Raw genomic sequence first — 26783 nt, 5'->3', positions numbered from 1 at the left:
TTATAAAAGTATGCGATTATTTAATTTATTATTTATATATTTGCGCACATACTTAAAAACGTACATTATGGGACAAATATTACCAGGAGTAGTCGTAGCTTTTGAGAATCCCAAGGGCGGAGTAGGAAAGTCCACATTGACAGCTTTGTTTGCAGGTTATATTCATTCGCAGTCAAACGAAGAGGGTGGCTTATCCATTGCCGTTGTGGATATCGATGACATGCAGAACACTATCGGAAAATTACGTGAGGACGAAGCCGAGGACGGAATCATGAAAAAGGAAGAAGAATATGAGGTTATCAATATCTCTTCCTCAGAGTTCATCAACCAACTGGATTTCCTTCAGGACAATTACGACATTATACTTGTCGATTTTCCGGGTAACCTGAAACAAAACGGTGTAGTTGAAACGCTGCACTTCGTTGACGTGATCATCATTCCCTTCGAACCGAACCAGACCGATCTAAGACCTACATTGGTCTTTTACAATAACATCTATGAGGGAATCATTGAAAGTCGTCGAAAGATTGGCAAAAAGACTACCGTGCGTGGTGTTATGAACCGTGTTCTTCCGAATGTGCTGGAGTTCAAAGAAATTTTGAAAAATAAAAAAACCTTGCCTTTCGAGTTGATGCAAAACTACATCAAGGATTCAAGGGTTGACTATCAACGCAATTTAAGCACGCTGAGTAAAGCGTACCATCATCCTTGTGATGCGTTCTGTGAAGAGGTATTGGAATTAATCTGTAACCATATAGGAGAATAAAGCTATGGCTACCAACAAAGAAAGGACATCATCAGCCGCCATGAGAAAACTCTTGCTGCAAAGTGCCAGTAAGAAAGAGCAGGAAATCCAGCAGATCGGAAGTGTTGCGGCAAGCACCATTCCCCAACCAACGATTGAACAGCCCATTCATGAAGAGGTGAAAGAATCGGCTCCGGTCACAGAAACCGTCCAAGAACCTCAGCCGGAACAAATGGAAAAGCCGGAATCCAAACCTTCCGTGCAGTCTTCCCCAAAAACAGAAGAAAGCAAAGTCAGCGGAAAAAAATTCTCGGAATATCTGGAAGAGCGAAAATTAAAGAATACCGAAGTAATCCGGATATCCAGCGAAACCCACAGAAAGCTGAAGCAGATTGCTATGGCCACGGGATTAGGAATGCACAATATCGCCAACAACATTCTTGAAGACGTATTGACCAGCCATAACAAGGAGATTCAAGCGATACTGAAGAAGTATATGAGCATCTGATTCTACTTTCGGAAAAATATATATACGCCTGTTCGACAGCATTTGTCGGGCAGGCGTTATTTTTGCACGCTGTTTTAGTGAAGGTCGGCATTGAACCGGGACACTTTTACACAACTGTGGAAAAATCCCTTTGCCTATTATCCCGGACAATATGTTAAAGAATTCAAACTTCTACTTGTTTCCACCTCTAAATTTTTTCCGAAAGTAAGAATACAGTAGCAAAATCATTTCTTTGTTTTATTTAGGTTTTTAGGAACTTAAGTATTTGTGGGACACTTTTACACAACTAATAAGGGAGGTTTTCCGTATAATCAACTATATTATTGCAAGTTAGCGCTTGATGGCATCTTTTCGCAACCAGGACACTTCTGCACAACTAACCGACTATTCGGGACACTTCTGCACAACTGAACAGGAAAGTCGGGACACTTTTACACAACTAGAATCTGCATTCAGGACACTTTTACACAACTAAATCAGGAATCCGGGACACTTCTGCACAACTAAACCGGTCATTCGGGACACTTTTACACAACTGGGGGATCGGAAACAGCCGTAGTCGGGACATTTTTACACAACTAAATCGAGAAACAACACGAAAAAAACGCTTTGGCATCTTCATTTGTAGGGAGTTATATTCACTATCTTCCGTGGAAAAAACGTATCTTTGCATCAGGAAGTTACGAAAAGAGTGTAATTCATTGGAAATGAGCGTAGGTTAATTGCTCATGATAGTAATAGGTTACGATTTAGTTAGTTATCTACTGCATCATCTTTCTGCGCGTTGCGTAACCTTCAAAGAACTCTTCATATGCAAAAGTAACAATAAAACGGGAGATTTTGAAATGAATCTCCCTAATTTTTTTTCTATCTCATACAAGTTTTTCCGTAAAAGCTGTTTTATCCGTCGGCACACCATCGCCCAAAAGAATTTTGGATGAACGTATGCCGACTGCCGCATAAGCGGAGAAAAGGGCTTTGCCTCACGCCTAAACAACAGTTTAGACTGATGATGCAAGGCCCATTTCTTTTGTGCTTATGCCAGAGAGGTGCTTTTACGGGTTCGCAGACGATTTCTTTTTCGCTGTTCCTTTGAGCCGTAAGCGGAAAGCCGTGTCTGACCGCCCGATCCATAAATGGAACAAGCCGTTATGCACGGCAGGCAAACCGGGAAGAATGATTTTATATGTCCGACCGGACACGCTCGGCCAGACATATAAAATCATACTTCCTTGCCGGTGGTTTGCCCGGTTTCACGCTTCCGGCTATGTCCCTTTTTTTCCTTTTGGGGATTTCTTTTTTTCACAGATTTCTCTTTTGAAGTTTTCCTGTCTAATCTGCCTCCACTTCCGTTTACCTCCATTTTCGCGTCTTTCAGTGACGCCGCATCAGGCAGTCATTTCCGTTCTGGGCGCAAAGGTAATTCCGGGATTGGACGGGAATGCAAGGTCAAGCCTCCTGTTTTCGGCAAAAATCTCCAGCCCTGCGGGTAGTATTTTTCCCGAAAAACCTTGCATCCCCTAATCCCTACCTTTTCAAGCACCCGAAACGAAAACGACCGATGCGACAGAAAGACGCATAAAAAAAATGTCGGATAAACGAGAGGCAGATAAGATAGTTTGAAACTCAACTCCCTCAGCTCTTGAATCCGCATTAAAAAATAAAAAAATCAAAAACAGCGAAGATATGACGGCAACGGCAAATTTCAGACAAATGGCACAGTACATAGGGCTTGCGATATGCGGCTTGATGGTGCGCACCGCCTTCGGGGTGTTCGGCATCCTTTGGGGCATCATTAGAGAGATTGTAAACGGAGTGTTCCGAGTGGCGATAGGCGTAATCGTGGCTATCCTTTCCGCAACCGCCTTCTTCGGTTTCATCCTTTGGTTATTCACCCTTTAACCCTTACCGACATGGCAAAGAGAAGCAGCAAAACGGCAGCGCAGCAGTGCAGATACTACGAGGTGGACAATATCTTCGTGTATATGGTTGAAACGTACATCAACGGCAACATATCCGTGTTCCGTGAACTCTACCGAGAACTGAACAAGGACGCACGGAGGGACTTTACAGACTTCCTTTTGAGCGAGGTGCAGCCGACCTATTGGAGAGAGATACTGAAACAGACCATCTAAAACGACAGCGATATGAGAACGATAACAAGGACATACGACCTTTTCCAATTAGCTGAACTCTCCGCAGCAGCGAGAGATACCGCATACAACGAATGGTTGCGCACCTTTGAATACGGTTGGGACAGCGACAACCGCAACACGCTGGAAGCATTTGAAAGTGTGTTCAAGGTCAAAGTGAACGATTGGAGTTACGACACGTGCCGTTATTCCTACCGCTTCACCTCACGTTACAGCGGAGAGGAAGAGGAACTCTGCGGCATACGGCTTCTGAAATACATCGTCAATAACTATTGGCATACCCTATTCAAGCCGAAAGCCTACTACCTCAAAGGCAATTACAAGAAAAGGCGCAAAAGCAGGGTATTCACGGACAACTGTTGCGTACTGACAGGCTATTGCGCAGACGAGGACATCCTGCGACCCATCTACGACTTTCTGAAAGCCCCCGACACCCGAACCACTCTGTACGACCTCATGGACAAGTGCCTTGACAGCTTCTTCAAGTCGTGCCGTGACGATATGGAATTTCAGTGCAGCGAGGAGAGTTTCGAGGAGAGTTGCGCAGCCAACGACTACGAGTTTTTGGGAAACGGAAAAATGTATAACTGATAAAACGACAGCGATATGAAAGGAACAGACCATTTCAAGAGAACGATACAGATGTATTTGGAGCAGCGTGCAGCGGAGGATGCGCTCTTTGCGAAGAACTACCGCAACCCTGCCAAGAACATAGACGATTGCGTCACCTACATTCTCAACTACGTGCAGCGGAGCGGTTGCAACGGCTTCACGGACGGGGAGATATTCGGGCAAGCCGTCCACTACTATGACGAGAACGAGATAGAGGTAGGCAAGCCTATCCAATGCCAAGTGGCGGTGAACCACGTTGTGGAACTCACGGCAGAGGAAAAGGCGGAAGCACGGCAGAACGCAGTCCGCAGATACCAAGAGGAAGAACTCCGCAAGTTGCAAAACCGCAGCAAGCCGAGAACCGCCACCAAAGCGACCGCACAAGAAGTACAACAACCCAACCTATTCAATTTCTGATTATGAAACCGAGAACACCCATACAGCAGGAAGTCGCACGATTGAGCGAGCGACTGCCGAAATTGACCGCCATACAGAGGGCATACGCTTTCCGCCATTGCTTCAAGCATTACGCCATCAAGAGGGCGGACGGCACGAACATCTGCACCGAGTGCGGACATTCGTGGAGGAGTGAACACGACCTTGCGGACACCGTTTGCGGATGCACCTGCCCGCATTGCGGCATGGAGTTGGAAGCGTTGCGCACCCGAAAGAGCGTGTTCAGCGAGAACGAGTATTTCTCCATCGTCACCACCTGCAAGCAGTATCAAGTTATACGCTTCTTTTTCGTCAAGTCCCGATACAAGGCAGGACAGGCAGCCGAGTATTCCATTTATGAAGTGGTGCAAAGGTGGATTTCGCCAAAAGGTACAACTACCACCGTTGCCCGACTGCGTGGAATGTCCATACTTTACTATGACCTATGGGCGGAATACAGCGACATGGAAGTACGCAAGAACAACAAACTACGTGCATACGATATAAACCCCGTCTGCACCTATCCCCGACAGCGTTTCATACCCGAACTGAAACGCAACGGCTTCAATGGCGAGTACCACAACATACTGCCTTACGACCTTTTCACGGCTATCCTTTCCGACAGCCGAGCCGAAACGCTGTTGAAGGCAGGGCAATACCCCATGTTGCGCCACTACATCCGCAGTTCCTTTGACATGGAGAGGTATTGGGCATCCATAAAGATATGTATCCGCAACGGCTACACCATTGCTGACGGCTCCATGTGGCGTGACACCATAGACCTCCTGCGGCATTTCGGCAAGGACACGAACAGCCCGAAATACGTCTGCCCTGCCGACCTCAAAGCCGAACACGACAGACTTATGCACAAGCGCAACAAGGAGATAGAGCGCAAGAAATTGGAAGAACGCATCCGCCAAGCGAAGAAACACGAGAAGGCATACCGCAAACTCAAAGGCATATTCTTCGGCATTGCATTCACGGACGGCACTTTGCAGGTGCGTGTGTTGGAGAGCGTGGCGGAGTTTGCAGCGGAAGGGACGGAACTGCACCATTGCGTGTTTTCCAACTCCTATTTCCTTGAAAAGAACTCCCTTATCCTATCCGCCACCATTGACGGCAAGCGCATAGAAACGGTGGAGGTTTCCTTGAAGACATTGGAAGTGGTGCAAAGTCGTGGCTTGCACAATTCCAATACCGAGTACCACGACCGCATTGTAAACCTTGTGAACAGCAATGTGAACCTTATCCGCCAGCGGATGGAAGTGGCATAGTATTAACCTATAAAACCCAACAAAATGGAAGTAAGAATTGAAAGCATGGTTTGTCTGTGGGACGATAAAATCCCCACGATGTTCCTTGAATTTGTGAACCTCCTCACTCTTGCAACGAGTGAGGAGCAGTTAAGACGGAGTGTAAAGGACTTTGCCGAGAAGCACGGACTTGACAGGTTTTTCCTTTACGGCTTCGGCTCCCACCATTTCTACCTGCACCAACGCTATACGAGTGACCCCGAAATGGTGATGCGCAACAGAGTTTTGTCAGTACATTTTTAACCACTCTAAAATCAACGATTATGGCAACACGAATGACCATCAACGGTATAAGCACCTGCACCGAAGCAGGTACGGAGAAATATGAGCGTTTCCAATTAGGTATCGGCAGACGCAAGCGGACACTTGTGCAGTACGACTACCGCCACCCCACAGACGGAGAGTTGTTCTCTTGTGTCAAACCCACATTGGACGAGTGCCGAGCCGCACGGGATAAGTGGCTCACGGCAAAGGATGGAAAGGAGGACAACCGATGAACACAGCCTATCAAACGCTGATAGTGAAATTCAGCGAGCCTATCAAAGTATTGGACGGCATCTTTGACGATGCCGAAGCGTGGGGAGTTGATACCCTAAAAGGGTGGATAGACGACTACGAGAGCAGCAGGTTTACCGCCATCAACAGCCATACGGCAGTCATCACAAGCGAGTACAATATGGAGTGCCTGATGGAATGGTTGAAACGAAACACACCCATTGCCGAGATAACAGAATGTTAAACAAGTTGGCGGTGTCCGCACCGCCAACCTAAAACCAAGAAAAGCATGATAGCAAAGACGATTTTACAGCAGATAGGCGGCAGACGCTTTGTCGCCATGACGGGAAGCAAGGACTTCATAGACATGGGCAACGGCTTGCGCATGAGCCTTGCAAGGAACAAGACGAGCGCGAACCGCCTTGACATCATCTACGATGCAGGATTAGACCTCTACAATATGCGTTTCTACCGCAAGACGTTCAGTAAAAAGACATTCGAGTGCAAGACAAAGGACATTGCAACGCACGATGGCATATACTGCGATATGCTGGAAGAAATGTTCACGATGGTAACGGGACTTTACACCCGTTTTTGAGTGGCGACGGCGAAAGCCGCCCTACTTTCTTTCGGTGAGCATGATGGCGGACAAAGAAAGTAGCAAAGAAACCGCTGTCCCAATCTACGATAGTATTCACAAAAACAAGTTTCAATCATGGAAGAAATCAGACAGAACGGAAAAATCATCCTGCACAGCGATGACGGAACAAGCATAAGGATGATTTTCAAAAACCTCACGGGGAGGAATTTTCAAGGTCAGGAATATGCGGAGTATATCCGGCATATCGCAATCGGGGAGATGGGATTTTCGCCCGGCATCATAGAGCATTGCAGGGACGGTGAGGTAATCGGCAAAGGAAAAATCCCGAATGTATGAAAAGCGGAAACTCCGATGAAGTTGCGGCTTCATCGGAGTTTTTAATTTAGCTATATATCCCAATCAGGTTTTACAATTTTGGGATAACGTTGTTGTCTAACTGTTTTCAATTTCTCCATGTAAAATAAATAAATCTCCTTATATGAGCCAAAACCGGGCTGTTGCATATCCTCTTCGATAGACAAACCACCAAATACCAGCAACCATAATCTTAATGCAACACCTAAGTAGCCCCAAAGTGGATCCATTTCATGTAATTCCAGTTTAGTAACCAAATTTTCTATTCGGACATCCATATCTGGATGAGTTCCATCACCAGAAATAGAATCTTCGCTCATCAATAAAATGGCTGCTAATACAGTTGCGACACCTGCCTTATATGTATTTCCCCATGCAGAGTCATATTCAGTTTGAATAAAACTAATTGCCGTATCATCTGCGGCAATTTCATCATCTATAGTATGGGGAAACGTCTGTTGTATTTGTGTATGACCTAAATAATTATGTGAAAATTCGTGGGCATATATAAATGCTATCGCAGCACAATATACACCATTTGTGTGACTTATAATATTTTCAAATTGCTGGGGATTACAGATGTTGGGTGTTACCCAATAAACATCCCTATTGAAGTTATGCAACAATTGCCGTCCTCTAAAAAAGCAATCATTAGCATACTCTACATCAATCAGATTGGGTTTATAACCATATTTGTTTATGCCAACAGCATCCATTATTGGAATATGTATGACATTCTCAAAATAGGCATTAAGATAAATACATACAGACCATAAATACTGACAAAAGTTTTCGTTGATATAGATATGATTTAATCCATTGCTATCTTTTTTTATTTCCGCAACATCGCTAATAGCTTTTCCTTCCCTTATGAATGTAAATCGACGAGAAAAGTTATTGATATTGCAATCGTCTTTTATCGCATCTAACAGTTCAACAACTTTTTCAATACATTGAATAGCATCATCAGATAGCTGTTCAACAGGTAAATAATATATTTCTTTCGCTTCTTTCATTTTACAAATTTTACTTGCAAAGGTAATGTGTTAATTTGTATTAGACGCTAAAATTCCTTGCGATATTGTTTACCGCAAGGAATTTCAGTCGTATCACAGGATATACAGCAGCGCAAACTCCGCCTTTCTCCGTTTGAGCAGCATGGCGTGCCGTTTACCTTTGTAGTTGCAGAAAGCGATATATTCCCGGTAAATGTTCCTGTCGCCCGCCTCCAATTTTCGGATCAGTGTGCTTTTGGGTATCTTCCCGCTCCCCAAAAGCCGGTATGGACCGACATTGTAGGCGAGCGTGGCAAGGAGCAGACTGTCACGCCCGAACTTGCGGAACATGGCGCAGAACTTCCGCAAGTCTTTCCGCAGGAGTGCGTCCGCCTGCCGCTTCGTCATGGTGCGTGCCGAATACCTTTCCCCCGGCTGCACCTGATGCCCCCAGCCCACGTATGGGTGGTGTTTCTCCGAGTGCCAGCCTTCAAAATACTTCGTACAGCGAACCGCCCGCTCGAAAGGCGGCAGGCGGTAGATTGACGCCTGCCCGTCCGTCCCCTTCTGACAGCTGTCCCGTGCGGACACGGAGCAGACCGCCAGAAGGGAACAGAGGATAGCCATGAATACACGCATCATCGTGTAAGGGGTTTGAAGTTTCCGATTGGGACAATAGAGATAGCCCCGTCATCCTTCACGTTGCGATTGTTGAAGTCAAATTCCAATTCGTAGGAGTTGCTGAAATTATCTTCCACCACTACGATGAAGTTGTGCACCTCGTCACCTTGCGCCGTGTAGTACAGCCGGAACTTCTCGTTTTCGAGCAGGTAGCGGTCGTTGGGCAGGAACGTAATGCCGTTGTCCATTTTCAATGTTCCTTCTCCCTCGAATTGGAAATACCGGATGGTATATAGGGTGTTGGCGTAATCGCCCGTCTTTTTCAACTCACAGCGGATTTCCACCGTCTGCCCCTTCGTTACCTTGTTAGGCACGGGCATGGTTTCCACTGTGAAGGGATAGGATTGCTGGATGTCCATGTCATCGTCACACGATGCGAGCGTGAGCAACATGGCGGCGAACAGGCAGAGTGCCAACGCCTTGAAGATGGATGTTCTCTTGTTCTTGTTGTTCAGTATGTTCATTGTTCTTTGATTTTTAAGTTATTGTTCATTTTTTGCTGTCAGTTGCAGATACTCGTTCAAGTCCTTGTAACCGTCATGGAGTGCGGAACGGTCGGTGACACGTCCGCCGTAATATCCTTTGAGGGCTTCCAGCGTCCTCCGTCCGGCTTCGTCACGGTCGAGGAAGCAGTCTATGCGCCCGTACCCGTCCAAGTGTTTCACCGCCTTACCCACGTTGGCAACGGAGTTCAGCACAAGGCTGTCGCTATTGCCGCCTATACCGAGTGCAGCAGCGGACAGAAAGTCCATGAAGCCCTCAAACACGCTGCATACGTCAGAGGCGGTATCTTTCGGTTTTATCAGTGACACATCTTTCGGTGGTACGCAACCCTTGAAGTAGCGGCTACGGATTTCATAGCCGCCAGCCACGTTCGGGAAACCGATTGCGAAATACCGCTTTCCACGCACGCCGTAGTTCAGGCGGCAGCAGTGGCGGGATGCAACGGCATAAGGGATGCCCCGTTCCGCCAGATACTCTGTTAATGGTGAGCGGAGCAGCGGGACGGCTTCCACTCCCTCAAAGGCAGGTTCGGACGGCTCCGGCAGGAACAACGGCTTTTCCGATGCGACAAACGGCATACGGGCGGTTTCCGCTATGAATCTCGCCTGCGCCATGAAGTCGCCGCTTCGGGCAAACTCCCCGGCAAGCGTGAAGATGTCACCGCCCTTGCCCAAACCGAAATCGTACCAGAGCCGTTTCGCCACGTTCACGCGGAAAGAGGGCGTGCGCTCATTGCGGTACGGCGCGAGATACCACAGCTCGTTTCCGCTTCTCCGTACAGGCTCATGTCCCAGCCGTGCGAGAAAGTCCGCGAGGGATATTTGCCTCATGGTGTCTATATCCGTCCGTTCCATGCGGCGCATCAGTTGATGATGAACTTGATGCCGACCCCGAACTGCGTGTGGAACTTTCGTGTGTCGCCACCCCACAGGCAACGCTCCCGGAGATTGGCGAGCAGGGCGATACGGTCAGCCACGTAAAACTCCACGTCCAGCGTCAGCGCACCGCCATAGATGAAGGCGTCCCGGTTATGCAGGGTCGAGCCGTCTTGCAGCACCTTTTCGCCCCAATTCACCGATTCATATCCGACGAGAGCCGAAGCCCCCGCATAGACGAACATGATTTTACGGGCATCGGAAAGTATCTTGAAATAGTAGCCGCCTTCCGCCGTGAACTGCACCACAGGTATGGCGGTATCCTTGTACGGGTTGTTCTTCAGGAGATACTCACCTCCGAACATCCATTTGTTGCCCTTCTTCGTGTAGGTGGAGAGAGCCGCCCCGAAACTGTACCCGCCGTCGTTGCCGCCGGGTTTGAAGCCGTCCGCCAGATTCGCCCTTACCTCGATGCCCTGCATTTTCGGCAGACATCGCTGGGCGTACGCCTGCCCCGTGAACAGGGCAAGCGACGCGATGATGATTGCGATGTACTTTCTCATGGTCAGCGCACTTGGAGTTCGTTGATGTTATTGGCACGCACCAAATCCTCATTCTCGATCACGAAAGACTGATGACGACCTCCGTTCTTCTCGTTCAGCTCCACCACGAGACACTTGCCGTCGGGGATGGTGAACTTCGCCATCGTGAAGACCGTGCGTTCGCTTTTTTTGCCCGGCACGAGCGTGGCGTAGTTCTGCGCACGGAGCGGCAGGATGATACGCTCCTGCACTGCGGTACGCTTCATCACCTTCTTGTCCACGATTTTCCATGTGATGTAGTCCACATCGAAAGGCACGTTGCTCTGGTTCCTGATTTCCGTGTGGAAATACAGAAGCCCGTTGTGCGTGTAGATGCCTTTCAGAAGGTACTGGATGCCGAAACGCTTGCAGCCGATATGCTTCACCTCACGTTTGTTCTGCTTGTGGATGGACTTCATGATAAGGCGCACCAGCATGGGACTTTCACTGCCCAGCTCTTTCAGGTAGATTTCCTGCGCATTGTTCGGACGGTTCACCGCCTCGCCGTCATGGATGAAGTCGCACATCTCCACGTTGAGCAGCAGCGGTTCGGTGGCATACTTCACGTTGAAGGTGTAAAAACTCCCGTCCTCCGTGATTACGGACATGTTGGTTTCGTTCGGGAAGTTCCTCACGGTAGCCTTCACGCGGATGACGTTCTCCGCACCTTCGGCTTTGCCCGCAATCAGGTCGGGCGAGCCTAAATCGACATAGCGCACTTCCGCCGGGAAGATGACATGCACGGTCTTGTCGTAGGTCACTTCCAAGCCGTGCGGGGGAACCATGCGGTCAAAACCCAGCTTTCTCGTCAGACCGTGATACAGGTCGCCGTCCGCCTCCTTCTGCGGATAGACCTCCTTTGTCAAGGTCGGTTGTTCACTTCCGTTGCTTTGCCCAACGGTTACGTTTTCCTGCGCGTTGGCAGTTGCGATGCCCATAGCGAGGGCAAACATCATGATTACTTTTCTCATTACTTTGGATTTTTAGTGGTAAATAAAAATTTGATTGATTGTTTTCTTAATTCACTTCCTGATAGAGCATGACCCTGTACCCGGCTTTCAGATGCACCTTGACGGTGCGCATCTTCTTGGCAATGTACTGGCTCGTGCCTTGTATCAGCCCCTTGCCCAAGTCGGAGGCGAGCTGCGCCCCGGCATTGGTGGAGATGTTGATGCTGCTGCCGAGCGAGCCGCCCATGTTGGCGGCAACCTCCCTGACGGCGTTCATCTCCATCGAGTTGGGGATGAATATGCCGGGCTGCCCGTCCGTGTCATAGACCTCCAACTCCACCGGGATAATCGTACCGTCGTGTTCCAGAGAGGTGATTTCGATGCCGAGCCGTTCGCCCTGAATCTTGGCTGCGCCGACCACCACCGCATTACGGGGGATGATCCGGTCTGCTACCGCCATCGGCTCCAGCAAGCGCAACCTGACCGCCTGCCCGTCCGTCACGCTCTGCGTCCCATAGACATATGCCGGTATGGTGTTCCTGTCCGATACGGTCGTGACGCCCACCGCCGTGTTGAAACTGCGGTTGCGCTCCTGCGAGAAGGAAGCGACAAATTCGGCATTGCTCACGGGCTGTCCGAGCGAGGACACCACCTGATGCGTCACCTGCCTGACGGGTTTTGCCGTGTTCTTTCCGGCTTTCTGCACGGGGGACGGCTCTGCGGTCTGTCCCGCTGCCGCCTGCGTGCCGTTCTGCCCGCCCATGTACTTCGCCGCCAGCTCGTAGGATTTTTCCATGAGTGCCACCTGCTCGTCCATCGTGGAGCTTCTCTCTTTTCCGCTTTCCAGTTCGGATTCGAGGGTGGCGATGCGTTCCAGCAGTTCGTCCATCTCCGCATTGTCGTTTTTCGGCTGCTCGTAGAAGTTGCCGAGCGTGGCATTGAGGTCACGGTAGGCGGCTGCCGAGGATTGGATGGTCTTCGGTGTGGGCTTCACGGCCTCTTCTGTTCCGCCGGGATTGGCAAGGTCGAAATCGCTGTCTCCATCCGCTGCCGCAGTTTCGCGGTCGAACAGGTCGCCCAACTGCTGCATGGCGCGGCTGCGGTTCTCCTGCCTTTCCTCCATTGCGCCCTGTTCGTAGGCTTTCGCCTTGTCACCGATAATCCGGCGGTTCTCCTTGTCCGCGTCGGGCATCTCGATGTTGTAGCCGCCTGTTCCCGGCTCCTGCTCTTTGCCGGAGGACGGGGCGAATATCAGCCACATCGCCCCGATGAATACCAGCACCATAGCGGGCAGCACTATCATTTTCTGACGTTTCAGCCGTTGGGCTTCGGTCAGCGGCTTGCGCTCCTTTTTCGGCTTCCCCTTGTTGTCGGGTGCAGCCGTGCTTTCGGACTTGCTCTCCGTCTTGTTCTCAATCTTCGTTTCGTTCTTCGTCTGTTCCATATAAATAAGGTGTTACGTTATGATTGTTATCCGTCTTCACGGACAGTTCCACCTGTCCGGCATGGTCTGTCACCATCCGGCTGCCGTCATTCCTGCCGATGTCATACACGGCTTTGCCGAAGGTGTAGAGGGCAAGCGCGGAGAATGCGGCGAGCATCGCCAGCACGATGCGCCTGCGTGTCTTTGGCGGCAAGCCGTCCAGATAGCCCCTGAGCCTTGCCACCAGCATTTTCTTTTTGTCGTGGAGTTTCCAATATGCGCCCCAAAATGATTTCTTGATTTTCTTCATATCCGTTTACCTTTTGATGGTTTGTAAATCCTTGTTCTCGATGATGGTGAATCCCTCGATGGTGAACCCGTTCGGGTTGTTGTCCGAACGGGACGAGTTCAAGAGGCGGCACGTGGTCACGAGGCTGCGCTCGGTGACGTTGCTCTGCCGGATAATCTTCTGCGTGGCGTAGGTCACGGCACGGTAGGGATAGCCGTTGAAGTCGCATACCACGCTGTCCACCTTCAGCACTTGGTTGATGTTCCCGGCGATGATGCGGTTGTAGTACCCCTTCTCGGCGAAGTCCGAATAGTAGTTGTACACGCTCTTGTCCGCCAGCAACAACGCACGCTTTACGTTGTGTTCTATCGCGCTCTTTTCGGGCGAGAGCGTGAAAAACAGTTCGTGGAAGCGGCGCACATGCTCCCTCGCTTCCGCCGGACGGTTCTGCGACAAGTCCTGCGAGAGTGCCAGCATCAGCGACTTGCCGTTGTCCAGCACATAGATCTTCTCACGCTGCCGTTCCGCGAAGCGGTAGGAACTCCACACGCTCCATACCGTTATCACGGCGCACAGCGAGAGGAAGACGATACCGAACAGGCGTATCTGCCTGAACGATGATTCGATGTTTTTGAGTGACTTGAATTCCATTGTCTGATTTTATTTTTCGGTTCTTAATTCGTTATACAATAGGATTGGTATGCGGTCGTTTGCCACATACGTATGTAACGGGTTACCACATACGTATGTAATGAGCCGCTGCATACGTATGTAACAGGCTGCTACATACGTATGTCATGACAGGCTACATACGTATGTTACTTTTATGCGGATGCCTCTCCCGTAATTCAGCCTCTATTTCAGCAGTTTCCCGGCACGTCCGACCATGTTGCCTGCGGTAGCACCCGCCACGCTGCCCGCCATGCTTCCGGCTCGTCCTGCCGTCTGGTTCACGTTGCGACCGTAGCTTCCCATGCCTCCGGCTTGGATAATCCAGCCTGCCACCGTCGGGATGGTGAAGTAGCCGATGATGCCGATTATCATGAAGACGATGTACACCCCGTCGCTCGAATCCAGCGAGAAGTTCGGGTCAGCCTGCATCCGTTCGATGTCGCTTTGCAGCATCAACACCTGAATCTTGGCGAGTATGGTGCTGAATATGTCCGACACGGGCAGCCACAGATAGACCTGAATGTAGCGGCATATCCACTGCGTGAGCGTGCTTTGGAAGCCGTCCCACACCGATATGGCGAAGGCTATCGGACCGAGTATCGCCAGCACCACAAGGAAGAACGTGCGGATGGTGTCTATCACGAGGGCGGCGGCTTGGAACATCAGTTCCAGTATCTCGCGGAAGAAATCGCGGATGCCCTTCTTCATCTTGTACATCCCCCGGTCGATATACATCCCCGCCATCGTCACCATGTCGGAGGGCGACCAGCCCAATTCCTCCAGTTGCTTGTCAAACTCCTCGTTGGACACGAGGTAGGCGGTTTCGGGATTGCGCACCATCGCCTCGTATTCCAGCCTGTCCTTCTGCTCCCGGTACTTGTTCATGTCCAAAGTCTGCGTTTCGAGCAGTTTCGCCGTACCCTGCACGACGGGCGAGAGGACGCTGTTTATCGTGCCAAGCACCACCGTAGGGAAGAACATGATGCACAGACCGACGGCAAAGGGGCGGAGCATCGGGAAGACGTCTATCGGTTCGGCTCTCGCCAACGACTGCCATACCCGGTAAGCGACATAGAAGAGCGCGCCCAGCCCGGCGATGCCTTTCGCCACGCCCGCCATGTCGGCGCACAGCGGCATCATCTGCTCGTAGAGCGAGCGGAGAATCTGGTGAAGGTTGTCGAACTCCATAGGCTACCAGTATCTTTCGTTCATACTGCCGTACAGCCCCATGATGCGGTCGAGGTCGTTTTTCTTCTTCGCACGCAGGTAGCTCACGCTGATGTTCTTGTTGGTGTAGTAGCTCACGAGGTTGCGGTAACGCTTCATCTTGGAGTGGCAGCGTTCCACCACGTCCATGCGCTCCTTGTCCGTCATGGAGAGCGTGGTGATGTTCACCACGTTCTTCAGCTCCGTCAGCACGTCGTTTGATTCCTCCAGCAGCTTCGTGTAGCCGAAGGCGATGGCTCCGAGTTCCTCCACCGTGAAGTTGTCGTCGCGCAGCATCTTCTGGAAGCTGGTCACGTAGATGTCCGTGATGTCGCCCACCATCAGGATGGTCTGCTGCACCTTGCGTGCGTCCTTGACCAGATTGTTCACCGATTTGAGGGCGTCGTAATACTTCTTGCCCTGCTCGTAGATTTTCACCGTTTCCTGAAAGTTGTTCACCATGTTCGTGGCGGTCTTCGAGGTATGGATGATGTTCTTCGAGGCGTTGATGATGCCCTGCGCCAGATTGCCCGGATCGCTCACGACCCATTGGGCGGAAGCCCTGCCCGCGAAAAGCAGGCACAGGCAGATGACGAATGTTATTCTTGTTCTCATGTTTCTTTGGATTTTAGCGGTTCTTATTTTTCTGCCGGAGTTTCCGGCTGCGGCTTCACACGCACGTAGTCCCCGTTGGGTGAGAAGGTCAGCACGTCGGTAGCCTCGTTATACGCCACGTCGATGCGGAATCCCGTGTTCATGAACAGGTTGCCGTTCTCCTCCTGCAAGAGGTAGGTTTCCGGCTTCAGCCTGCGGCGGATGCCGCTCCGCTTGAAAACCGTCACCTTGTAGGCTTCTCCCTCCTTGTAGATAAGCACGTCGGGTTTGCCCTCCACGCTTTCCCAGTTTCCGCACAGCAGGTCGCGGCGGTTCTCCGCCACGTCGCAGGATTGCAGCACCATGACCGCCAGCCCGATTAAACACTTGCTGACTTGCAGCATCTTCATTCTTGATATGCTCATACGCTTTTCTTTTTTTGTTGATAAATCTGTTTTACTGATTATTGATTACTTATTGCTTGTTTCTCCGCCTTTCGGCAAGTTGCCGGATGGCGGCTTCGATGTCACCGCCCAATTGCTCTGCCAGACGGTACACCTCCACCTTTTCCGTTTCCTCGGTGGTGTACGCCAGATACTCTTCAGCACTGACCTCGGTGGCATAGACCGCCGACTGCGTGCCGCCCAAGCCTATCCACACCTCCTTGTAGAGCCGTGAGGGGTTGTTCGCCATGTTGATGGAGAGTATCTGCGACTTCTCCTTCTCCGTCAGTCCGAGCAACGCCTGAATCTGGTCGAACTTGTTCATGTACTTGCGCTGGTCGAGCAGGATTTTACAGTCCGAGTTGTTGATGATGCTCTCCTTGACGACGGGCGAGGAAATGATGTCGTCCACCTCCTGCGTCACCACGATTGCCTCACCGAAATACTTACGCACCGTCTTGTACATATAGCGCAGGTAGTCAGCCATATTTGCCGAAGAAAGAGCCTTCCAAGCCTCCTCCACGATAAGCTGCTTCCGCACCCCTTTCAGACGCCGCATCTTGTTGATGAAGGCTTCCATGATGATGATGGTCACTACCGGGAACAGTTCGCGGTTGTCCTTGATGGAGTCAATCTCGAAGACGATGAACCGTTTGCCCAGCAGGTCGATGTTCTCCGCCGAGTTGAGCAGGAAGTCATAGCGTCCGCCCCGGTAATACTGCCGCATGGTGGTGAGCATGTTGTCGATGTTGAAGTCCTCCTTCTCCACCTTGATGTCACGCTCCGCCAGTTCCCGGCGGTAGTCGTCGCGCATGTACTCGTAGAAGGTGTTGAACGAGGGGACGATGCTCCGGTCTGCCCTGATGCGCTCGATGTAGGCACTCACGGCACTGCCCAATTCCCCGCTTTCGGTTTTCGTCACCTTGTCGTCCTCCGACTTCCAGAGCGTCAGCAGCAGCGTCTTGATGCTGTCCTTCTTCTCCACGTCGAACACGTAGTCGTCGGTGTAGAACGGGTTGAAGCTGATGGGCTTCTCCTCCGTGTAGGTGAAATACACGCCGTCCGTGCCGCCCGTCTTGCGCCGTATCATCTCGCACAATCCCTGATAGGAGTTTCCCGTGTCCACCAATACCACATGCGCGCCCTGCTCGTAATATTGTCGCACGAGGTGGTTCATGAAGAACGACTTGCCACTGCCCGAAGGACCTAATACGAACTTGTTACGGTTGGTGGTGATGTCCCGCTTCATCGGCAGGTCACTGATGTCGAGGTGCAGCGGTTTTCCCGTGAGCCTGTCCACCATCTTGATGCCGAAGGGCGAGAGCGAACTGCGGTAGTTGGTTTCCTCCGTGAAGAGGCACACCGCCTGTTCGATGAAGGTATGGAAACTCTCTTCCGCCGGAAAGTCCGCCGCGTTGCCGGGCATAGCCGCCCAATAGAGTGTCGGGCAGTCGATGGTGTTGTGGCGAGGCACGCACTCCATGCTTGCCAGCTGGCTGCCCACGTCGTTCTTTATGTGTTTCAGCTCTTCCGCGTCGTCGCTCCACGCCATGACGTTGAAGTGCGCCCGCACCGAGGTCAGCCCGTAGGAGTGCGCCTCGTTCAGGTAGCGGTCTATCCACTCGCGGTTGATGCTGTTGCTCCTCGAATAGCGCGAGAGCGACTGCATATTCCTTGCGGACTTCTCGAATTTTTGGAGGTTCTCCTCGCTGTTGTCGATAATCACGTACTGGTTGTAGATGTGGTTGCAGGAGAGCAGCAGCCCCACCGGGGATGCGAAGGAGAGGCGGCAGTCCGAGCGGTCGGTGGAGAGTTTCTCATACCGGGTGTCGGTAGCCACCGTGCCGGGCAGATCCTCCGCGTCGGACAGGGTGTGCAGGCACAGGCGGTTGTCGCCGATGCGCATTTCCCGTGCCGAGAGGTCGATGTCCTGCAACGTGGCGTCGCCTTCGGGCATGAGCGAGAAGTAACGCTCTATCAGTCCGGCTTTGCCGTCCGTCCCCACAATCTCGTCGGTGGAGAGGCGGCGCAGCCTGACAAAGCCGCTGTCGTTGATGATACGCTCGAACTGTTCCGCAGCCTCCATGAACTTCGCGGCGGTTTCCTTGTCCAGCTCCTTCGGGATGATATGCCCACGGCACAGCGTGCTGAAATTGCTCTGCATCCGGTTACGCTCCTTCGTCGTCTTGGTCAGGTAGAGGTAGCACGTGTGCTTCAGGTACGGACGCTCGTTGAAGTGACGCTCGAAAGAGCGGCTTAAAAAGCTCATGTCGTCCTTGTGAAGTTCCGGCGTGTACTTCTCCTTGATGAACCAGTCCTGCTTGTGGACGACGGAGAAGTCCGGCAGCACCTTGATTGCCTTGCACCAGCAGCCGTGTATCGCCTCGTACTCCGCGCCCGTCACGGTGTAAAGCTCCGGCAGCTCCACCTCGAAAGCCACCGTGATGTCGGCGTCTTTGGAGATGATGCAGCCTTGTTCCACCGCCAATAGCGGGAACTTGTTTTCCAGTGTTGTCATTTTGGATGTATTCCTCATGTCGTTTCTTCCTTTCGTTTCCGTTTGAATAATCGGGTGATCCGCCGCCGGTTGATAAGGTATCGGGGATGGCTCCTTGTTGCCCCTAATTTCATAAGCCCGTGTTCGCCGTACCGGGCGTTCAGCGCGAAGGTCTGCCATACGAGGACGGAGGACGATGCCACGCCGAAGCCGATACATACCCACTGGTCGATGCCGACCATGTAGAGGATGACGAACAGGACGAAGAGAGCCAGCAGACCTCCGCAGAAGATGAAGAGGTACTGAGCCTTCAAGCCCTTGAATTCTACCGGACGGCCGATACCCTTGTTTATCGGGTATTCAGCCATACATCGTTTATTAAAGGAAGAATGAGCGCAGGATGGTGGCGGCGACAATCAGGAAGATGCACGCCCCGAACCACGAGGCGGCAGTCTTGGAGGTGTCGGGGTCGCCGGACGAGAATTTCCCATATACTTTCACGCCCCCGATAAGCCCGACTACCGCGCCGATGGCGTAGATGAGTTTCGTGCCGGGGTCGAAGTACGAACTCACCATAGAGGTGGCTTCGTTGATGCCCGCGATGCCGTTTCCCTGTGCGAAGGCGGAGGCGGTTGCGGCAATCATAAGTGCCGCAGAGAGGATAAACTTTTGTCTGATGTTCTTGTTCATAAACTGTTCTTGTTTTTGCCGTCAAAAGAGTGGATGGTCCTTTGTCGGGCAGTTGATACTCGGTTACTTTACTTTGGTTTAGTGGATTGCCCGTTTGTTTCTACGGACTTGGGTGTGTCCGTTGCGGACCGGCTGTACCTTGTACTGCCGTGCGCGTGGGTGATGCCGTCTTACGTTTTCATTTTCATTCTTTTTTACTCGTTATACATAGTTGCGGATGTCGAAGTCCTCAATATTGTCCGGGACTACAAAATCCTTTTTCGGTTTCTTCAGCCGGATTTCGATAAGCCCCTTGATGCGGATGCTCATTTCAGACGAGCCGGTCATCAGCTTCTCGTACAGCTCCGTCCCTTCCATGTCGGTGAAGACTTTTGCCGCCCGCTCCCGTTCCGTCGTTGTCGCTTCCGGGTTCTTGGCGGTTCTGACCGCATCGTCTATCTCGTCGAAGCTGCTTCCGGATGCCCTCGGTGCGTCGGACGTTTCTTCCTCCGGCTCGTCCTCCCCGAACTCCAGTTCCGAAGGCGTGAGGCTCGTGAAGGTTTCGTCGAGTTTATCCTCCGGGACTTGGGCGGGACGGGATACGGTTTCCGTGTTTCCGTCGTCAAAAGTAGCCTCTTCCTCCGTCAGCTCAATGCCTTTTTCCGAAGTGGCGGCTTCTTGCGTCGGTATGGCAGCGGTTGTCCGGGTCGATGCCATCCTGAAACGGCTCTTGCCGATGATGTCCGCTGGGGTCTCTGCGGGCGGTGTTACCCTTGCCGTTTCGGGCTTTGCAGCCGTGCCGCCCAACGACCGCCACAGTCCGGCTATGCTTCTTAGGAAGCGGACAAGTCTGGTTTCCATGATCCTGTCATAAAGGAGCAGGAACAGGAACCACAGGTTGCAGCCGACCGATACGGTCAGCAGAATCATAGTCATGTTCATAGCTCTACTTTGGGGACTGAATCCAACATACGGTTGATTTCGGCACGGTGTGTCTGGAAATGTTCGTTAAGCACATTGTCCAGATAGTCGGCGATGGTCAGGTTTCCCTTACCTAATAAATAGGTGATTTCGGTTATCACGCTGTGGTTTGCCAAACTGATGTACACTTGCTTTCCCTCTCTCGCCTTGATTCCTGATTTTTTCAGGAAGGCGCGATAATCATTCTTCTTTCCTTTCATGTCTGTTACTTTTTGAGGATTAAAATACTGCGTCGTAATTCCGGGCGTAAAGGCTTTTTATCGCCTCCTCGCACTGGTTGAAGTGGTGCGTAAGCACATGGTCGATGTAGGCGGACAGCGACAGCCGGTCATGCCCGATCACACGGGTGATACGCATGATGCGGTCGTGATACTCCGGGCGCACATACGCCATCTTTCCCTCGCGTGCCTTCACTTCGGCTTCACGGATGAACAGCCGTTCATAGTCCTTCTCACCGCATTTGCCGCCTAACGGCACGGGAGAGAGGATTTCCACACTCGCCTGCACTTGGGCAAGCATACCGCCGCCGTCATGCTGCGGACTTCTGTTTTTCTGGTTCTTTTCCATATTCAAATCAAGTCTTCACGTTGTTTCTTGTACAGTTCGTTTATTTTCTCCTTGTGCTGTTCCAGATGTTGGCGCAGCACGGTGTCCACGTAGCCGCCTACCGAGATTTCACGTCCGGCGATGTCGTTCACGATTTTGAGAATCTTGCTGTGGACATCGCGGCTGATATAGACGCACTGGCGCGTCTTTATCTCGTTGCGGCGGAGGAACAGCCCGGAATAGTCGTCCTCCTGCCGTTTGCGGCGGACGGTGTCCCTCTGCGGTTTTTCTTTTGCCGTGGATTGCACGGGCGGCGGTTCCGTTTCCGGGACGCTTTCTTCTTCGGGAGCAGGCGCGGGCGGCTCCTGCGCGTGGTACAGGATCCCGTCCTGCCTGCGTCTGCCGATGGAGGCTATCAACAGTTCCTCGTCGATGCCTTCGGTGTTCACTTTCCTGCTGCCCATGATTATTGAGGTCTGATGATACGGCTTATCTCTTCCGAGAACTCACGGATGCCGCTCCCTTTCAGCAGGGACGCATCCATCGGGAAGATGGTCGAGCGGAACACGCTCTTGCGCTCTTCCGAAAGGTCGCGCCGGAACTTCTTGCTGTCGGGCAGGCGGGTGGACAGCACCGGCAGCCCCATCTCGGCGATCACATCCTCATACAGGTCGTAAAGCCCGTTCTTCTCCCTGCCGTCCACCATCGTCCAGAACAGGTACAGCCCTTTTGTTTTCGCCTGTCCCGTCGTCATGAGGTTGTCACGGAACATCACGGCGAATTGCAGGGTGCTTTCCACGACAAAACGGTCGGCACTCATGGGCGCGAAGATGTAGTCCATCTGCGAGAGGGTCTTGACCACGCCGTTGCTTTTCAGGGTTCCCGGCATGTCGAAGAACACGACGTCGGGTTTCACCTCTTCTGCGGCAAGCATCCTTTCGGCATCATCGAGGGCGTTAAGGGCGTCGCTTGCGATGACCGGGTAGGCGTTCTTCCTTATCTTGCGGAAGTGGTCACACGCGAGTGCCTTGAAATAGAGGCTTCCGCCGATAAGTCCCGTTTCACGTTCACGCAACCCGTGTATGCTGTGTTGCGGGGCGTCGCAGTCCATGACGGCGACATTGTGTCCTTTCACGTTGTGGAGGTAGTTGGCGGCAAGTGCCGTGACGGTGGATTTGCCGATGCCCCCTTTCTGTGTTGCGAATGCAACGAATGTTTCATTACTCATGGTTCTGTTGGTTTTAATGGTTGATGAATTGTTTTCCTGCTCCGATACGGAATCGGTGACATGTATATCCGCGTCAGCGAATCTCCGCCTGTCCGGTTCGTCACGTATCCGCTTCAACGGTGAGGCAGGGATTCGGATAACTGGTGAATGACGACATTGCGTCATGAAGTCATTGAATCCGTGAATCACCGCGTCATTGGAAAGCCGGGTATCCGAAGGTTCGGGTATCCGGTCAGGCAAATAGCCGCCAAAGCGGTTTGCCGGGTATTTGAAAGCCTCATTTTTCATATCTTCAAATCGTTCGTTTCTTGAATCATGCTGCAAATAAACAAGGATATTTTTGAATCCGTACCACTTCCCCGGCAAGTGGCGGCATGTTGCGCCGGTTGGCACTGACTGTCCGGGTCAAGCCTCTGTCCGATACCGCTTTAAGGGCGTAACTTTGCACCCGAACGGCAGGGTTCGCCGCAGGTGGCGCAGCCCGGAGTTTGAAAGGCATTCCCCCAATCCGTCCCCGACGGATTTTTATGTTCGCCGGAACATAGCAAGATGTCTTTTCAGCCGCTCAAAATATTTTGAGCAGCCACGAAAAGCACTTGCCCTTGCAGGGGGCGGGCTTTCCCTCCGAAGTCGGGAAGCCTTTCAGAACTGCGGTGCTGTAATCCGAAGCGGCGGCTTATGCCGTCAATCCGCTAAATCCAAAGTAATATGAAAGAGAAAAGGAAAAGCAAATCAGGGAGAAATCCCAAACTTGATCCGGCGGTGTACCGGTACACCGTCCGTTTCAACGAGGAGGAACACAACCGTTTCCTCGCCATGTTCGGAAAATCGGGTGTCTATGCACGGTCTGTTTTCCTCAAAGCGCACTTCTTCGGGCAACCGTTCAAGGTGCTGAAGGTGGACAAGACGTTGGTGGACTATTACACCAAACTGTCGGATTTTCATGCACAATTCCGTGCCGTGGGTACGAATTACAACCAAGTCGTGAAGGAACTGAGGCTGCATTTTTCAGAGAAAAAGGCGATGGCGTTGCTCTACAAATTAGAGCAACACACCGTCGAACTCGTGAAACTGAGCCGCCGGATTGTGGAACTTTCAAGGGAAATGGAGGCAAAATGGTCGCAAAAATCAGTGTAGGAAGTTCGTTGTACGGCGCGATTGCCTACAACGGGGAGAAGATTAACGAGGCGCAGGGGCGGCTTCTCACCACCAACCGCATCTACAATGACGGTTCGGGAACGGTGGACATAGGCAAGGCGATGGAGGGTTTTCTCACCTTCCTGCCACCGCAGATGAAGATCGAGAAGCCGGTGGTGCATATCTCTCTCAACCCGCACCCGGAGGATGTGCTGACCGATATTGAGTTGCAGAATATCGCCCGCGAGTATCTGGAAAAACTCGGTTTCGGAAACCAGCCTTATCTTGTATTCAAGCACGAGGACATCGACCGCCACCACCTGCACATCGTGACGGTCAACGTGGACGAGAACGGGAAAAGGCTCAACCGGGATTTTCTCTACCGCCGCAGCGACCGTATCCGCAGGGAACTGGAACAGAAGTACGGATTGCATCCGGCAGAACGTAAAAATCAGAGATTGGATAATCCGTTGCGCAAGGTGGCCGCATCGGCAGGTGATGTGAAGAAGCAGGTAGGCAACACCGTGAAGGCTCTGAATGGGCAGTACCGTTTCCAGACGATGGGCGAATACCGTGCGCTCCTTTCCTTATATAATATGACGGTGGAGGAAGCGAGGGGCAACGTGCGCGGACGGGAGTATCACGGGCTGGTCTATTCCGTCACGGACGACAAGGGTAACAAGGTGGGCAACCCGTTCAAATCCTCGCTTTTCGGGAAGTCCGCAGGCTATGAAGCCGTACAGAAGAAGTTTGTCCGTTCCAAATCGGAAATCAAGGATAGGAAACTGGCAGACATGACGAAACGCACCGTCCTTTCCGTGCTGCAAGGCACTTATGACAAGGACAAATTTGTATCCCAACTCAAAGAGAAGGGCATCGACACCGTACTGCGCTACACAGAGGAAGGGCGCATCTATGGGGCTACCTTCATCGACCACCGCACGGGATGCGTGCTGAACGGTTCGCGCATGGGTAAGGAGCTTTCGGCGAATGCCTTGCAGGAACACTTCACCCTGCCATACGCCGGACAACCGCCGATACCGCTATCCATCCCTGTGGATGCTGCGGACAAGGCACACGGGCAGACCGCCTACGACAGTGAAGATATATCGGGCGGTATGGGCTTGCTCACTCCCGAAGGTCCGGCGGTAGATGCCGAGGAAGAGGCTTTCATCCGGGCGATGAAGCGCAAAAAGAAGAAAAAACGCAAGGGCTTGGGTATGTAATCAGAGTATCAACAATTAAAAAATCAATGTATGTCACAACAAGAAGACGATTTGAGGGCATTGGCGAAAATCATGGATTTTCTGCGTGCCGTGAGTATCATTTTAGTGGTCATGAACGTGTACTGGTTCTGCTACGAAGCCATCCGGCTGTGGGGCGTGAACATCGGCGTGGTGGACAAAATCCTTCTGAACTTCGACCGCACGGCGGGGCTGTTCCATTCCATTCTCTACACGAAGCTGTTTTCCGTCCTTTTGCTTGCCTTGTCCTGTCTGGGTACGAAGGGTGTCAAGGGTGAGAAAATCACTTGGGGGAGAATCTGGACAGCATTTGCCGTCGGGTTCGTGCTGTTTTTCCTGAACTGGTGGTTGCTGCCCCTGCCGCTGCCGCTTGAAGCGGTGACGGGACTGTATGTCCTTACCATTGGAACGGGCTATGTCTGCCTGTTGATGGGTGGTCTGTGGATGAGCCGCCTGTTGAAACACAATTTGATGGAGGATGTTTTCAACAACGAGAACGAGAGTTTCATGCAGGAAACGAGGCTTATCGAAAGCGAGTATTCGGTCAATCTGCCGACACGTTTCTATTACAGGAAACGCTGGAACAACGGTTGGATCAATGTAGTTAATCCCTTCCGTGCGTCCATCGTGTTGGGTACGCCGGGCAGCGGCAAGTCCTATGCCGTGGTAAACAATTTTATCAAGCAACAGATTGAAAAGGGCTTTAGTCAATACATCTACGATTTCAAGTATCCCGACCTATCTACTATTGCCTACAACCATTTGCTGAACCACCCGGACGGCTACAAGGTAAAGCCGAAGTTCTATGTGATCAACTTCGACGACCCGCGACGCTCTCATCGGTGCAATCCCATTCACCCGGATTTTATGGAAGATATTACGGATGCCTATGAGAGTGCCTACACAATAATGCTCAACCTCAATAAAACGTGGGTGCAAAAGCAGGGCGACTTCTTCGTGGAGTCACCTATCATTCTGTTTGCCAGTATTATCTGGTATCTCAAAATCTATCAGAACGGGAAGTTTTGCACGTTTCCCCATGCTATCGAGTTTCTGAACCGCCGTTACGAGGATATATTTCCGATACTGACCTCTTATCCGGAGCTGGAGAACTACCTTTCGCCGTTCATGGATGCGTGGCTTGGAGGGGCTGCGGAGCAGCTCATGGGTCAGATAGCGTCGGCAAAAATCCCGCTTTCGAGGATGATTTCACCGCAGCTCTACTGGGTGATGTCAGACAGCGAGTTTACGCTGGACATCAACAATCCCGAAGAGCCGAAAATCCTCTGCGTGGGTAACAATCCCGACCGTCAGAATATCTACGGTGCGGCACTCGGTCTGTATAATTCCCGTATCGTGAAGCTCATCAACAAGAAGGGGATGCTGAAGTCATCGGTCATCATCGACGAGTTGCCCACAATATACTTCAAAGGGTTGGACAATCTTATAGCTACCGCCCGAAGCAACAAGGTTGCCGTGTGTCTGGGCTTTCAGGATTTCAGCCAGTTAGTGCGTGACTACGGGGACAAAGAGGCGAAAGTGGTGATGAACACTGTCGGCAATATTTTCTCCGGTCAGGTGGTGGGGGAAACAGCCAAGACGCTCTCCGAGCGGTTCGGTAAGGTGTTGCAGAAACGGCAGTCCATCTCCATCAACCGGCAGGATGTTTCCACCTCCATCAACACGCAGATGGACGCGCTCATTCCACCGAGTAAGATTTCCGGGCTTACGCAGGGAATGTTTGTCGGTTCTGTATCCGACAACTTCAACGAGCGTATCGAGCAGAAGATTTTTCATTGCGAGATTGTGGTGGATGCCGAAAAGGTGAAACGGGAAGAAAGTGCCTACAAGAAAATTCCCGTCATTACAAACTTCACGGACGAGGACGGCAACGACCGCATGAAGGAAACGGTGCAGGCGAACTACCGGCGCATCAAGGAAGAGGTGAAGCAGATTGTGCAGGAGGAACTGGAGCGTATCAAAAACGATCCGGTGCTGTGTAAACTGCTACCAGATAATGAGACTGTCTAACAAGTCCCCAAAATTGAAAAT

The 26783-nt window shown here is 51.6% G+C and carries 36 protein-coding genes; 15 read left to right on the top strand and 21 right to left on the bottom strand.

The genetic code is table 11. The features are described from left to right. The first annotated feature begins 67 nt into the window (after positions 1-67). Both HMPREF0999_RS21170 and HMPREF0999_RS21165 read left to right on the top strand, forming a co-directional pair. Positions 68-766, top strand: coding sequence for a ParA family protein (locus HMPREF0999_RS21170; RefSeq protein WP_009276860.1), 699 nt, complete (start codon positions 68-70; stop codon positions 764-766). Positions 767-770: 4 nt separating this feature from the next. Then, entirely contained in the window at positions 771-1253 is a 483-nt protein-coding gene (locus HMPREF0999_RS21165; protein ID WP_009276859.1) for a DUF3408 domain-containing protein, read from the top strand. 1055 nt (positions 1254-2308) lie between these two features. Here the strand turns inward: HMPREF0999_RS21165 and HMPREF0999_RS23055 are convergent. Next, positions 2309-2479 carry a hypothetical protein gene (locus HMPREF0999_RS23055; RefSeq protein ID WP_010185948.1) on the bottom strand — a complete coding sequence of 57 codons (171 nt, stop codon included), beginning with the start codon at positions 2477-2479 and terminating at the stop codon, positions 2309-2311. A gap of 460 nt (positions 2480-2939) precedes the next feature. On the opposite strand from HMPREF0999_RS23055, the gene HMPREF0999_RS21160 reads away from it, so the two are divergent. From HMPREF0999_RS21160 to HMPREF0999_RS21120, 10 genes are all read left to right on the top strand, one after another. Further along, on the top strand, positions 2940-3155 hold the full coding sequence (locus tag HMPREF0999_RS21160; RefSeq protein ID WP_005850429.1) for a hypothetical protein: 216 nt from the start codon (positions 2940-2942) through the stop codon (positions 3153-3155). An 11-nt stretch (positions 3156-3166) separates the two neighbouring features. Further along, complete coding sequence (locus HMPREF0999_RS22215) at positions 3167-3388, top strand: hypothetical protein (protein ID WP_005850431.1); 222 nt, start codon at positions 3167-3169, stop codon at positions 3386-3388. 12 nt (positions 3389-3400) lie between these two features. Further along, on the top strand, positions 3401-3997 hold the full coding sequence (locus HMPREF0999_RS21155; protein ID WP_005850434.1) for a hypothetical protein: 597 nt from the start codon (positions 3401-3403) through the stop codon (positions 3995-3997). Positions 3998-4012: 15 nt separating this feature from the next. Next, the gene (locus tag HMPREF0999_RS21150; RefSeq protein WP_005850436.1) at positions 4013-4435 is read left to right on the top strand and encodes a PcfK-like family protein; all 423 of its coding nucleotides are present in this window, start codon (positions 4013-4015) and stop codon (positions 4433-4435) included. Positions 4436-4437: 2 nt separating this feature from the next. After that, positions 4438-5727 carry a PcfJ domain-containing protein gene (locus HMPREF0999_RS21145; RefSeq protein WP_005850438.1) on the top strand — a complete coding sequence of 430 codons (1290 nt, stop codon included), beginning with the start codon at positions 4438-4440 and terminating at the stop codon, positions 5725-5727. Positions 5728-5751: 24 nt separating this feature from the next. Next, positions 5752-6009 carry a hypothetical protein gene (locus HMPREF0999_RS21140; RefSeq protein ID WP_005850441.1) on the top strand — a complete coding sequence of 86 codons (258 nt, stop codon included), beginning with the start codon at positions 5752-5754 and terminating at the stop codon, positions 6007-6009. A 20-nt stretch (positions 6010-6029) separates the two neighbouring features. Next, on the top strand, positions 6030-6263 hold the full coding sequence (locus HMPREF0999_RS21135) for a DUF3873 domain-containing protein (protein WP_005850444.1): 234 nt from the start codon (positions 6030-6032) through the stop codon (positions 6261-6263). Beyond that, on the top strand, positions 6260-6505 hold the full coding sequence (locus HMPREF0999_RS21130; protein ID WP_005850448.1) for a DUF6956 domain-containing protein: 246 nt from the start codon (positions 6260-6262) through the stop codon (positions 6503-6505). The genes HMPREF0999_RS21135 and HMPREF0999_RS21130 overlap by 4 nt, the downstream gene beginning before the upstream one ends. A 45-nt stretch (positions 6506-6550) precedes the next feature. Beyond that, on the top strand, positions 6551-6859 hold the full coding sequence (locus HMPREF0999_RS21125; protein WP_005850451.1) for a hypothetical protein: 309 nt from the start codon (positions 6551-6553) through the stop codon (positions 6857-6859). Between the two features lie 117 nt (positions 6860-6976). Further along, the gene (locus HMPREF0999_RS21120; RefSeq protein WP_009276858.1) at positions 6977-7198 is read left to right on the top strand and encodes a hypothetical protein; all 222 of its coding nucleotides are present in this window, start codon (positions 6977-6979) and stop codon (positions 7196-7198) included. Positions 7199-7248: 50 nt separating this feature from the next. On the opposite strand, the gene HMPREF0999_RS21115 is transcribed toward HMPREF0999_RS21120, so the two are convergent. The 20 genes from HMPREF0999_RS21115 to HMPREF0999_RS21020 form a co-directional block, all read right to left on the bottom strand. After that, positions 7249-8232, bottom strand: a complete 984-nt coding sequence (locus tag HMPREF0999_RS21115; RefSeq protein WP_005850457.1) for a phage exclusion protein Lit family protein — start codon at positions 8230-8232, stop codon at positions 7249-7251. A 93-nt stretch (positions 8233-8325) separates the two neighbouring features. After that, positions 8326-8853: a glycoside hydrolase family protein gene (locus HMPREF0999_RS21110; protein WP_005850464.1), complete on the bottom strand. Its 528-nt coding sequence runs from the start codon at positions 8851-8853 to the stop codon at positions 8326-8328. Continuing rightward, entirely contained in the window at positions 8850-9356 is a 507-nt protein-coding gene (locus HMPREF0999_RS21105) for a DUF3872 domain-containing protein (RefSeq protein ID WP_005850466.1), read from the bottom strand. Before HMPREF0999_RS21105 ends, HMPREF0999_RS21110 begins: the two co-directional genes overlap by 4 nt. An 18-nt stretch (positions 9357-9374) precedes the next feature. After that, the gene (locus HMPREF0999_RS23270; RefSeq protein WP_010185927.1) at positions 9375-10250 is read right to left on the bottom strand and encodes a toprim domain-containing protein; all 876 of its coding nucleotides are present in this window, start codon (positions 10248-10250) and stop codon (positions 9375-9377) included. 8 nt (positions 10251-10258) lie between these two features. Beyond that, positions 10259-10834 carry a conjugal transfer protein TraO gene (locus tag HMPREF0999_RS21095; protein ID WP_005850473.1) on the bottom strand — a complete coding sequence of 192 codons (576 nt, stop codon included), beginning with the start codon at positions 10832-10834 and terminating at the stop codon, positions 10259-10261. A 2-nt stretch (positions 10835-10836) separates the two neighbouring features. Further along, positions 10837-11823: a conjugative transposon protein TraN gene (gene traN / locus HMPREF0999_RS21090; protein ID WP_005850475.1), complete on the bottom strand. Its 987-nt coding sequence runs from the start codon at positions 11821-11823 to the stop codon at positions 10837-10839. A 46-nt stretch (positions 11824-11869) separates the two neighbouring features. After that, on the bottom strand, positions 11870-13246 hold the full coding sequence (gene traM, locus HMPREF0999_RS21085) for a conjugative transposon protein TraM (protein WP_005850476.1): 1377 nt from the start codon (positions 13244-13246) through the stop codon (positions 11870-11872). After that, the gene (locus HMPREF0999_RS21080; protein WP_005850478.1) at positions 13215-13535 is read right to left on the bottom strand and encodes a TraL conjugative transposon family protein; all 321 of its coding nucleotides are present in this window, start codon (positions 13533-13535) and stop codon (positions 13215-13217) included. Before HMPREF0999_RS21080 ends, traM begins: the two co-directional genes overlap by 32 nt. A gap of 6 nt (positions 13536-13541) precedes the next feature. Then, complete coding sequence (traK, locus tag HMPREF0999_RS21075) at positions 13542-14165, bottom strand: conjugative transposon protein TraK (protein WP_005850480.1); 624 nt, start codon at positions 14163-14165, stop codon at positions 13542-13544. Between the two features lie 204 nt (positions 14166-14369). Next, a complete protein-coding gene (gene traJ, locus HMPREF0999_RS21070; RefSeq protein WP_005850482.1) occupies positions 14370-15374 on the bottom strand; it encodes a conjugative transposon protein TraJ in 1005 nt (334 codons plus the stop codon). 3 nt (positions 15375-15377) lie between these two features. Beyond that, on the bottom strand, positions 15378-16007 hold the full coding sequence (locus tag HMPREF0999_RS21065; protein ID WP_005850484.1) for a DUF4141 domain-containing protein: 630 nt from the start codon (positions 16005-16007) through the stop codon (positions 15378-15380). 23 nt (positions 16008-16030) lie between these two features. Then, complete coding sequence (locus tag HMPREF0999_RS21060; RefSeq protein ID WP_005850486.1) at positions 16031-16411, bottom strand: DUF3876 domain-containing protein; 381 nt, start codon at positions 16409-16411, stop codon at positions 16031-16033. 49 nt (positions 16412-16460) lie between these two features. Continuing rightward, the gene (locus HMPREF0999_RS21055) at positions 16461-18965 is read right to left on the bottom strand and encodes a TraG family conjugative transposon ATPase (RefSeq protein ID WP_009276857.1); all 2505 of its coding nucleotides are present in this window, start codon (positions 18963-18965) and stop codon (positions 16461-16463) included. Further along, on the bottom strand, positions 18962-19294 hold the full coding sequence (locus HMPREF0999_RS21050) for a DUF4133 domain-containing protein (RefSeq protein ID WP_005944155.1): 333 nt from the start codon (positions 19292-19294) through the stop codon (positions 18962-18964). Before HMPREF0999_RS21050 ends, HMPREF0999_RS21055 begins: the two co-directional genes overlap by 4 nt. Positions 19295-19304: 10 nt before the next feature. Next, positions 19305-19616: a DUF4134 domain-containing protein gene (locus HMPREF0999_RS21045; RefSeq protein WP_005850490.1), complete on the bottom strand. Its 312-nt coding sequence runs from the start codon at positions 19614-19616 to the stop codon at positions 19305-19307. A gap of 201 nt (positions 19617-19817) precedes the next feature. After that, a complete protein-coding gene (locus tag HMPREF0999_RS21040) occupies positions 19818-20537 on the bottom strand; it encodes a hypothetical protein (protein ID WP_005850492.1) in 720 nt (239 codons plus the stop codon). Further along, a complete protein-coding gene (locus HMPREF0999_RS21035; RefSeq protein ID WP_005850494.1) occupies positions 20534-20776 on the bottom strand; it encodes a DUF3408 domain-containing protein in 243 nt (80 codons plus the stop codon). The genes HMPREF0999_RS21040 and HMPREF0999_RS21035 overlap by 4 nt, the downstream gene beginning before the upstream one ends. A gap of 19 nt (positions 20777-20795) precedes the next feature. Next, a complete protein-coding gene (locus tag HMPREF0999_RS21030; protein WP_005850496.1) occupies positions 20796-21143 on the bottom strand; it encodes a DUF3408 domain-containing protein in 348 nt (115 codons plus the stop codon). Positions 21144-21145: 2 nt separating this feature from the next. After that, complete coding sequence (locus HMPREF0999_RS21025; RefSeq protein WP_005850519.1) at positions 21146-21586, bottom strand: DUF3408 domain-containing protein; 441 nt, start codon at positions 21584-21586, stop codon at positions 21146-21148. Between the two features lie 2 nt (positions 21587-21588). Next, on the bottom strand, positions 21589-22638 hold the full coding sequence (locus HMPREF0999_RS21020; protein ID WP_010185906.1) for a ParA family protein: 1050 nt from the start codon (positions 22636-22638) through the stop codon (positions 21589-21591). A 420-nt stretch (positions 22639-23058) separates the two neighbouring features. Here HMPREF0999_RS21020 and mobA point away from each other — a divergent pair, with 420 nt between their 5' ends. From mobA to mobC, 3 genes are read left to right on the top strand one after another with little or no spacing between them, the layout of a single operon-like run. Beyond that, positions 23059-23487: a conjugal transfer protein MobA gene (gene mobA / locus HMPREF0999_RS21015; RefSeq protein ID WP_004291488.1), complete on the top strand. Its 429-nt coding sequence runs from the start codon at positions 23059-23061 to the stop codon at positions 23485-23487. Next, positions 23466-24713 (top strand): conjugal transfer protein MobB, encoded by a 1248-nt coding sequence (mobB, locus tag HMPREF0999_RS21010; RefSeq protein WP_004291483.1) that lies wholly within the window; start codon positions 23466-23468, stop codon positions 24711-24713. Before mobA ends, mobB begins: the two co-directional genes overlap by 22 nt. A gap of 30 nt (positions 24714-24743) precedes the next feature. After that, positions 24744-26762 (top strand): conjugal transfer protein MobC, encoded by a 2019-nt coding sequence (gene mobC / locus HMPREF0999_RS21005; RefSeq protein WP_004291482.1) that lies wholly within the window; start codon positions 24744-24746, stop codon positions 26760-26762. Positions 26763-26783: the final 21 nt, after the last annotated feature.

It is taken from the genome of Parabacteroides sp. D25, from assembly GCF_000307475.1.
Lineage (GTDB): Bacteria > Bacteroidota > Bacteroidia > Bacteroidales > Tannerellaceae > Parabacteroides > Parabacteroides distasonis.
Note: the sequence above shows the minus strand (reverse complement) of the source record. Positions and strands in the feature narration are given on the sequence as shown.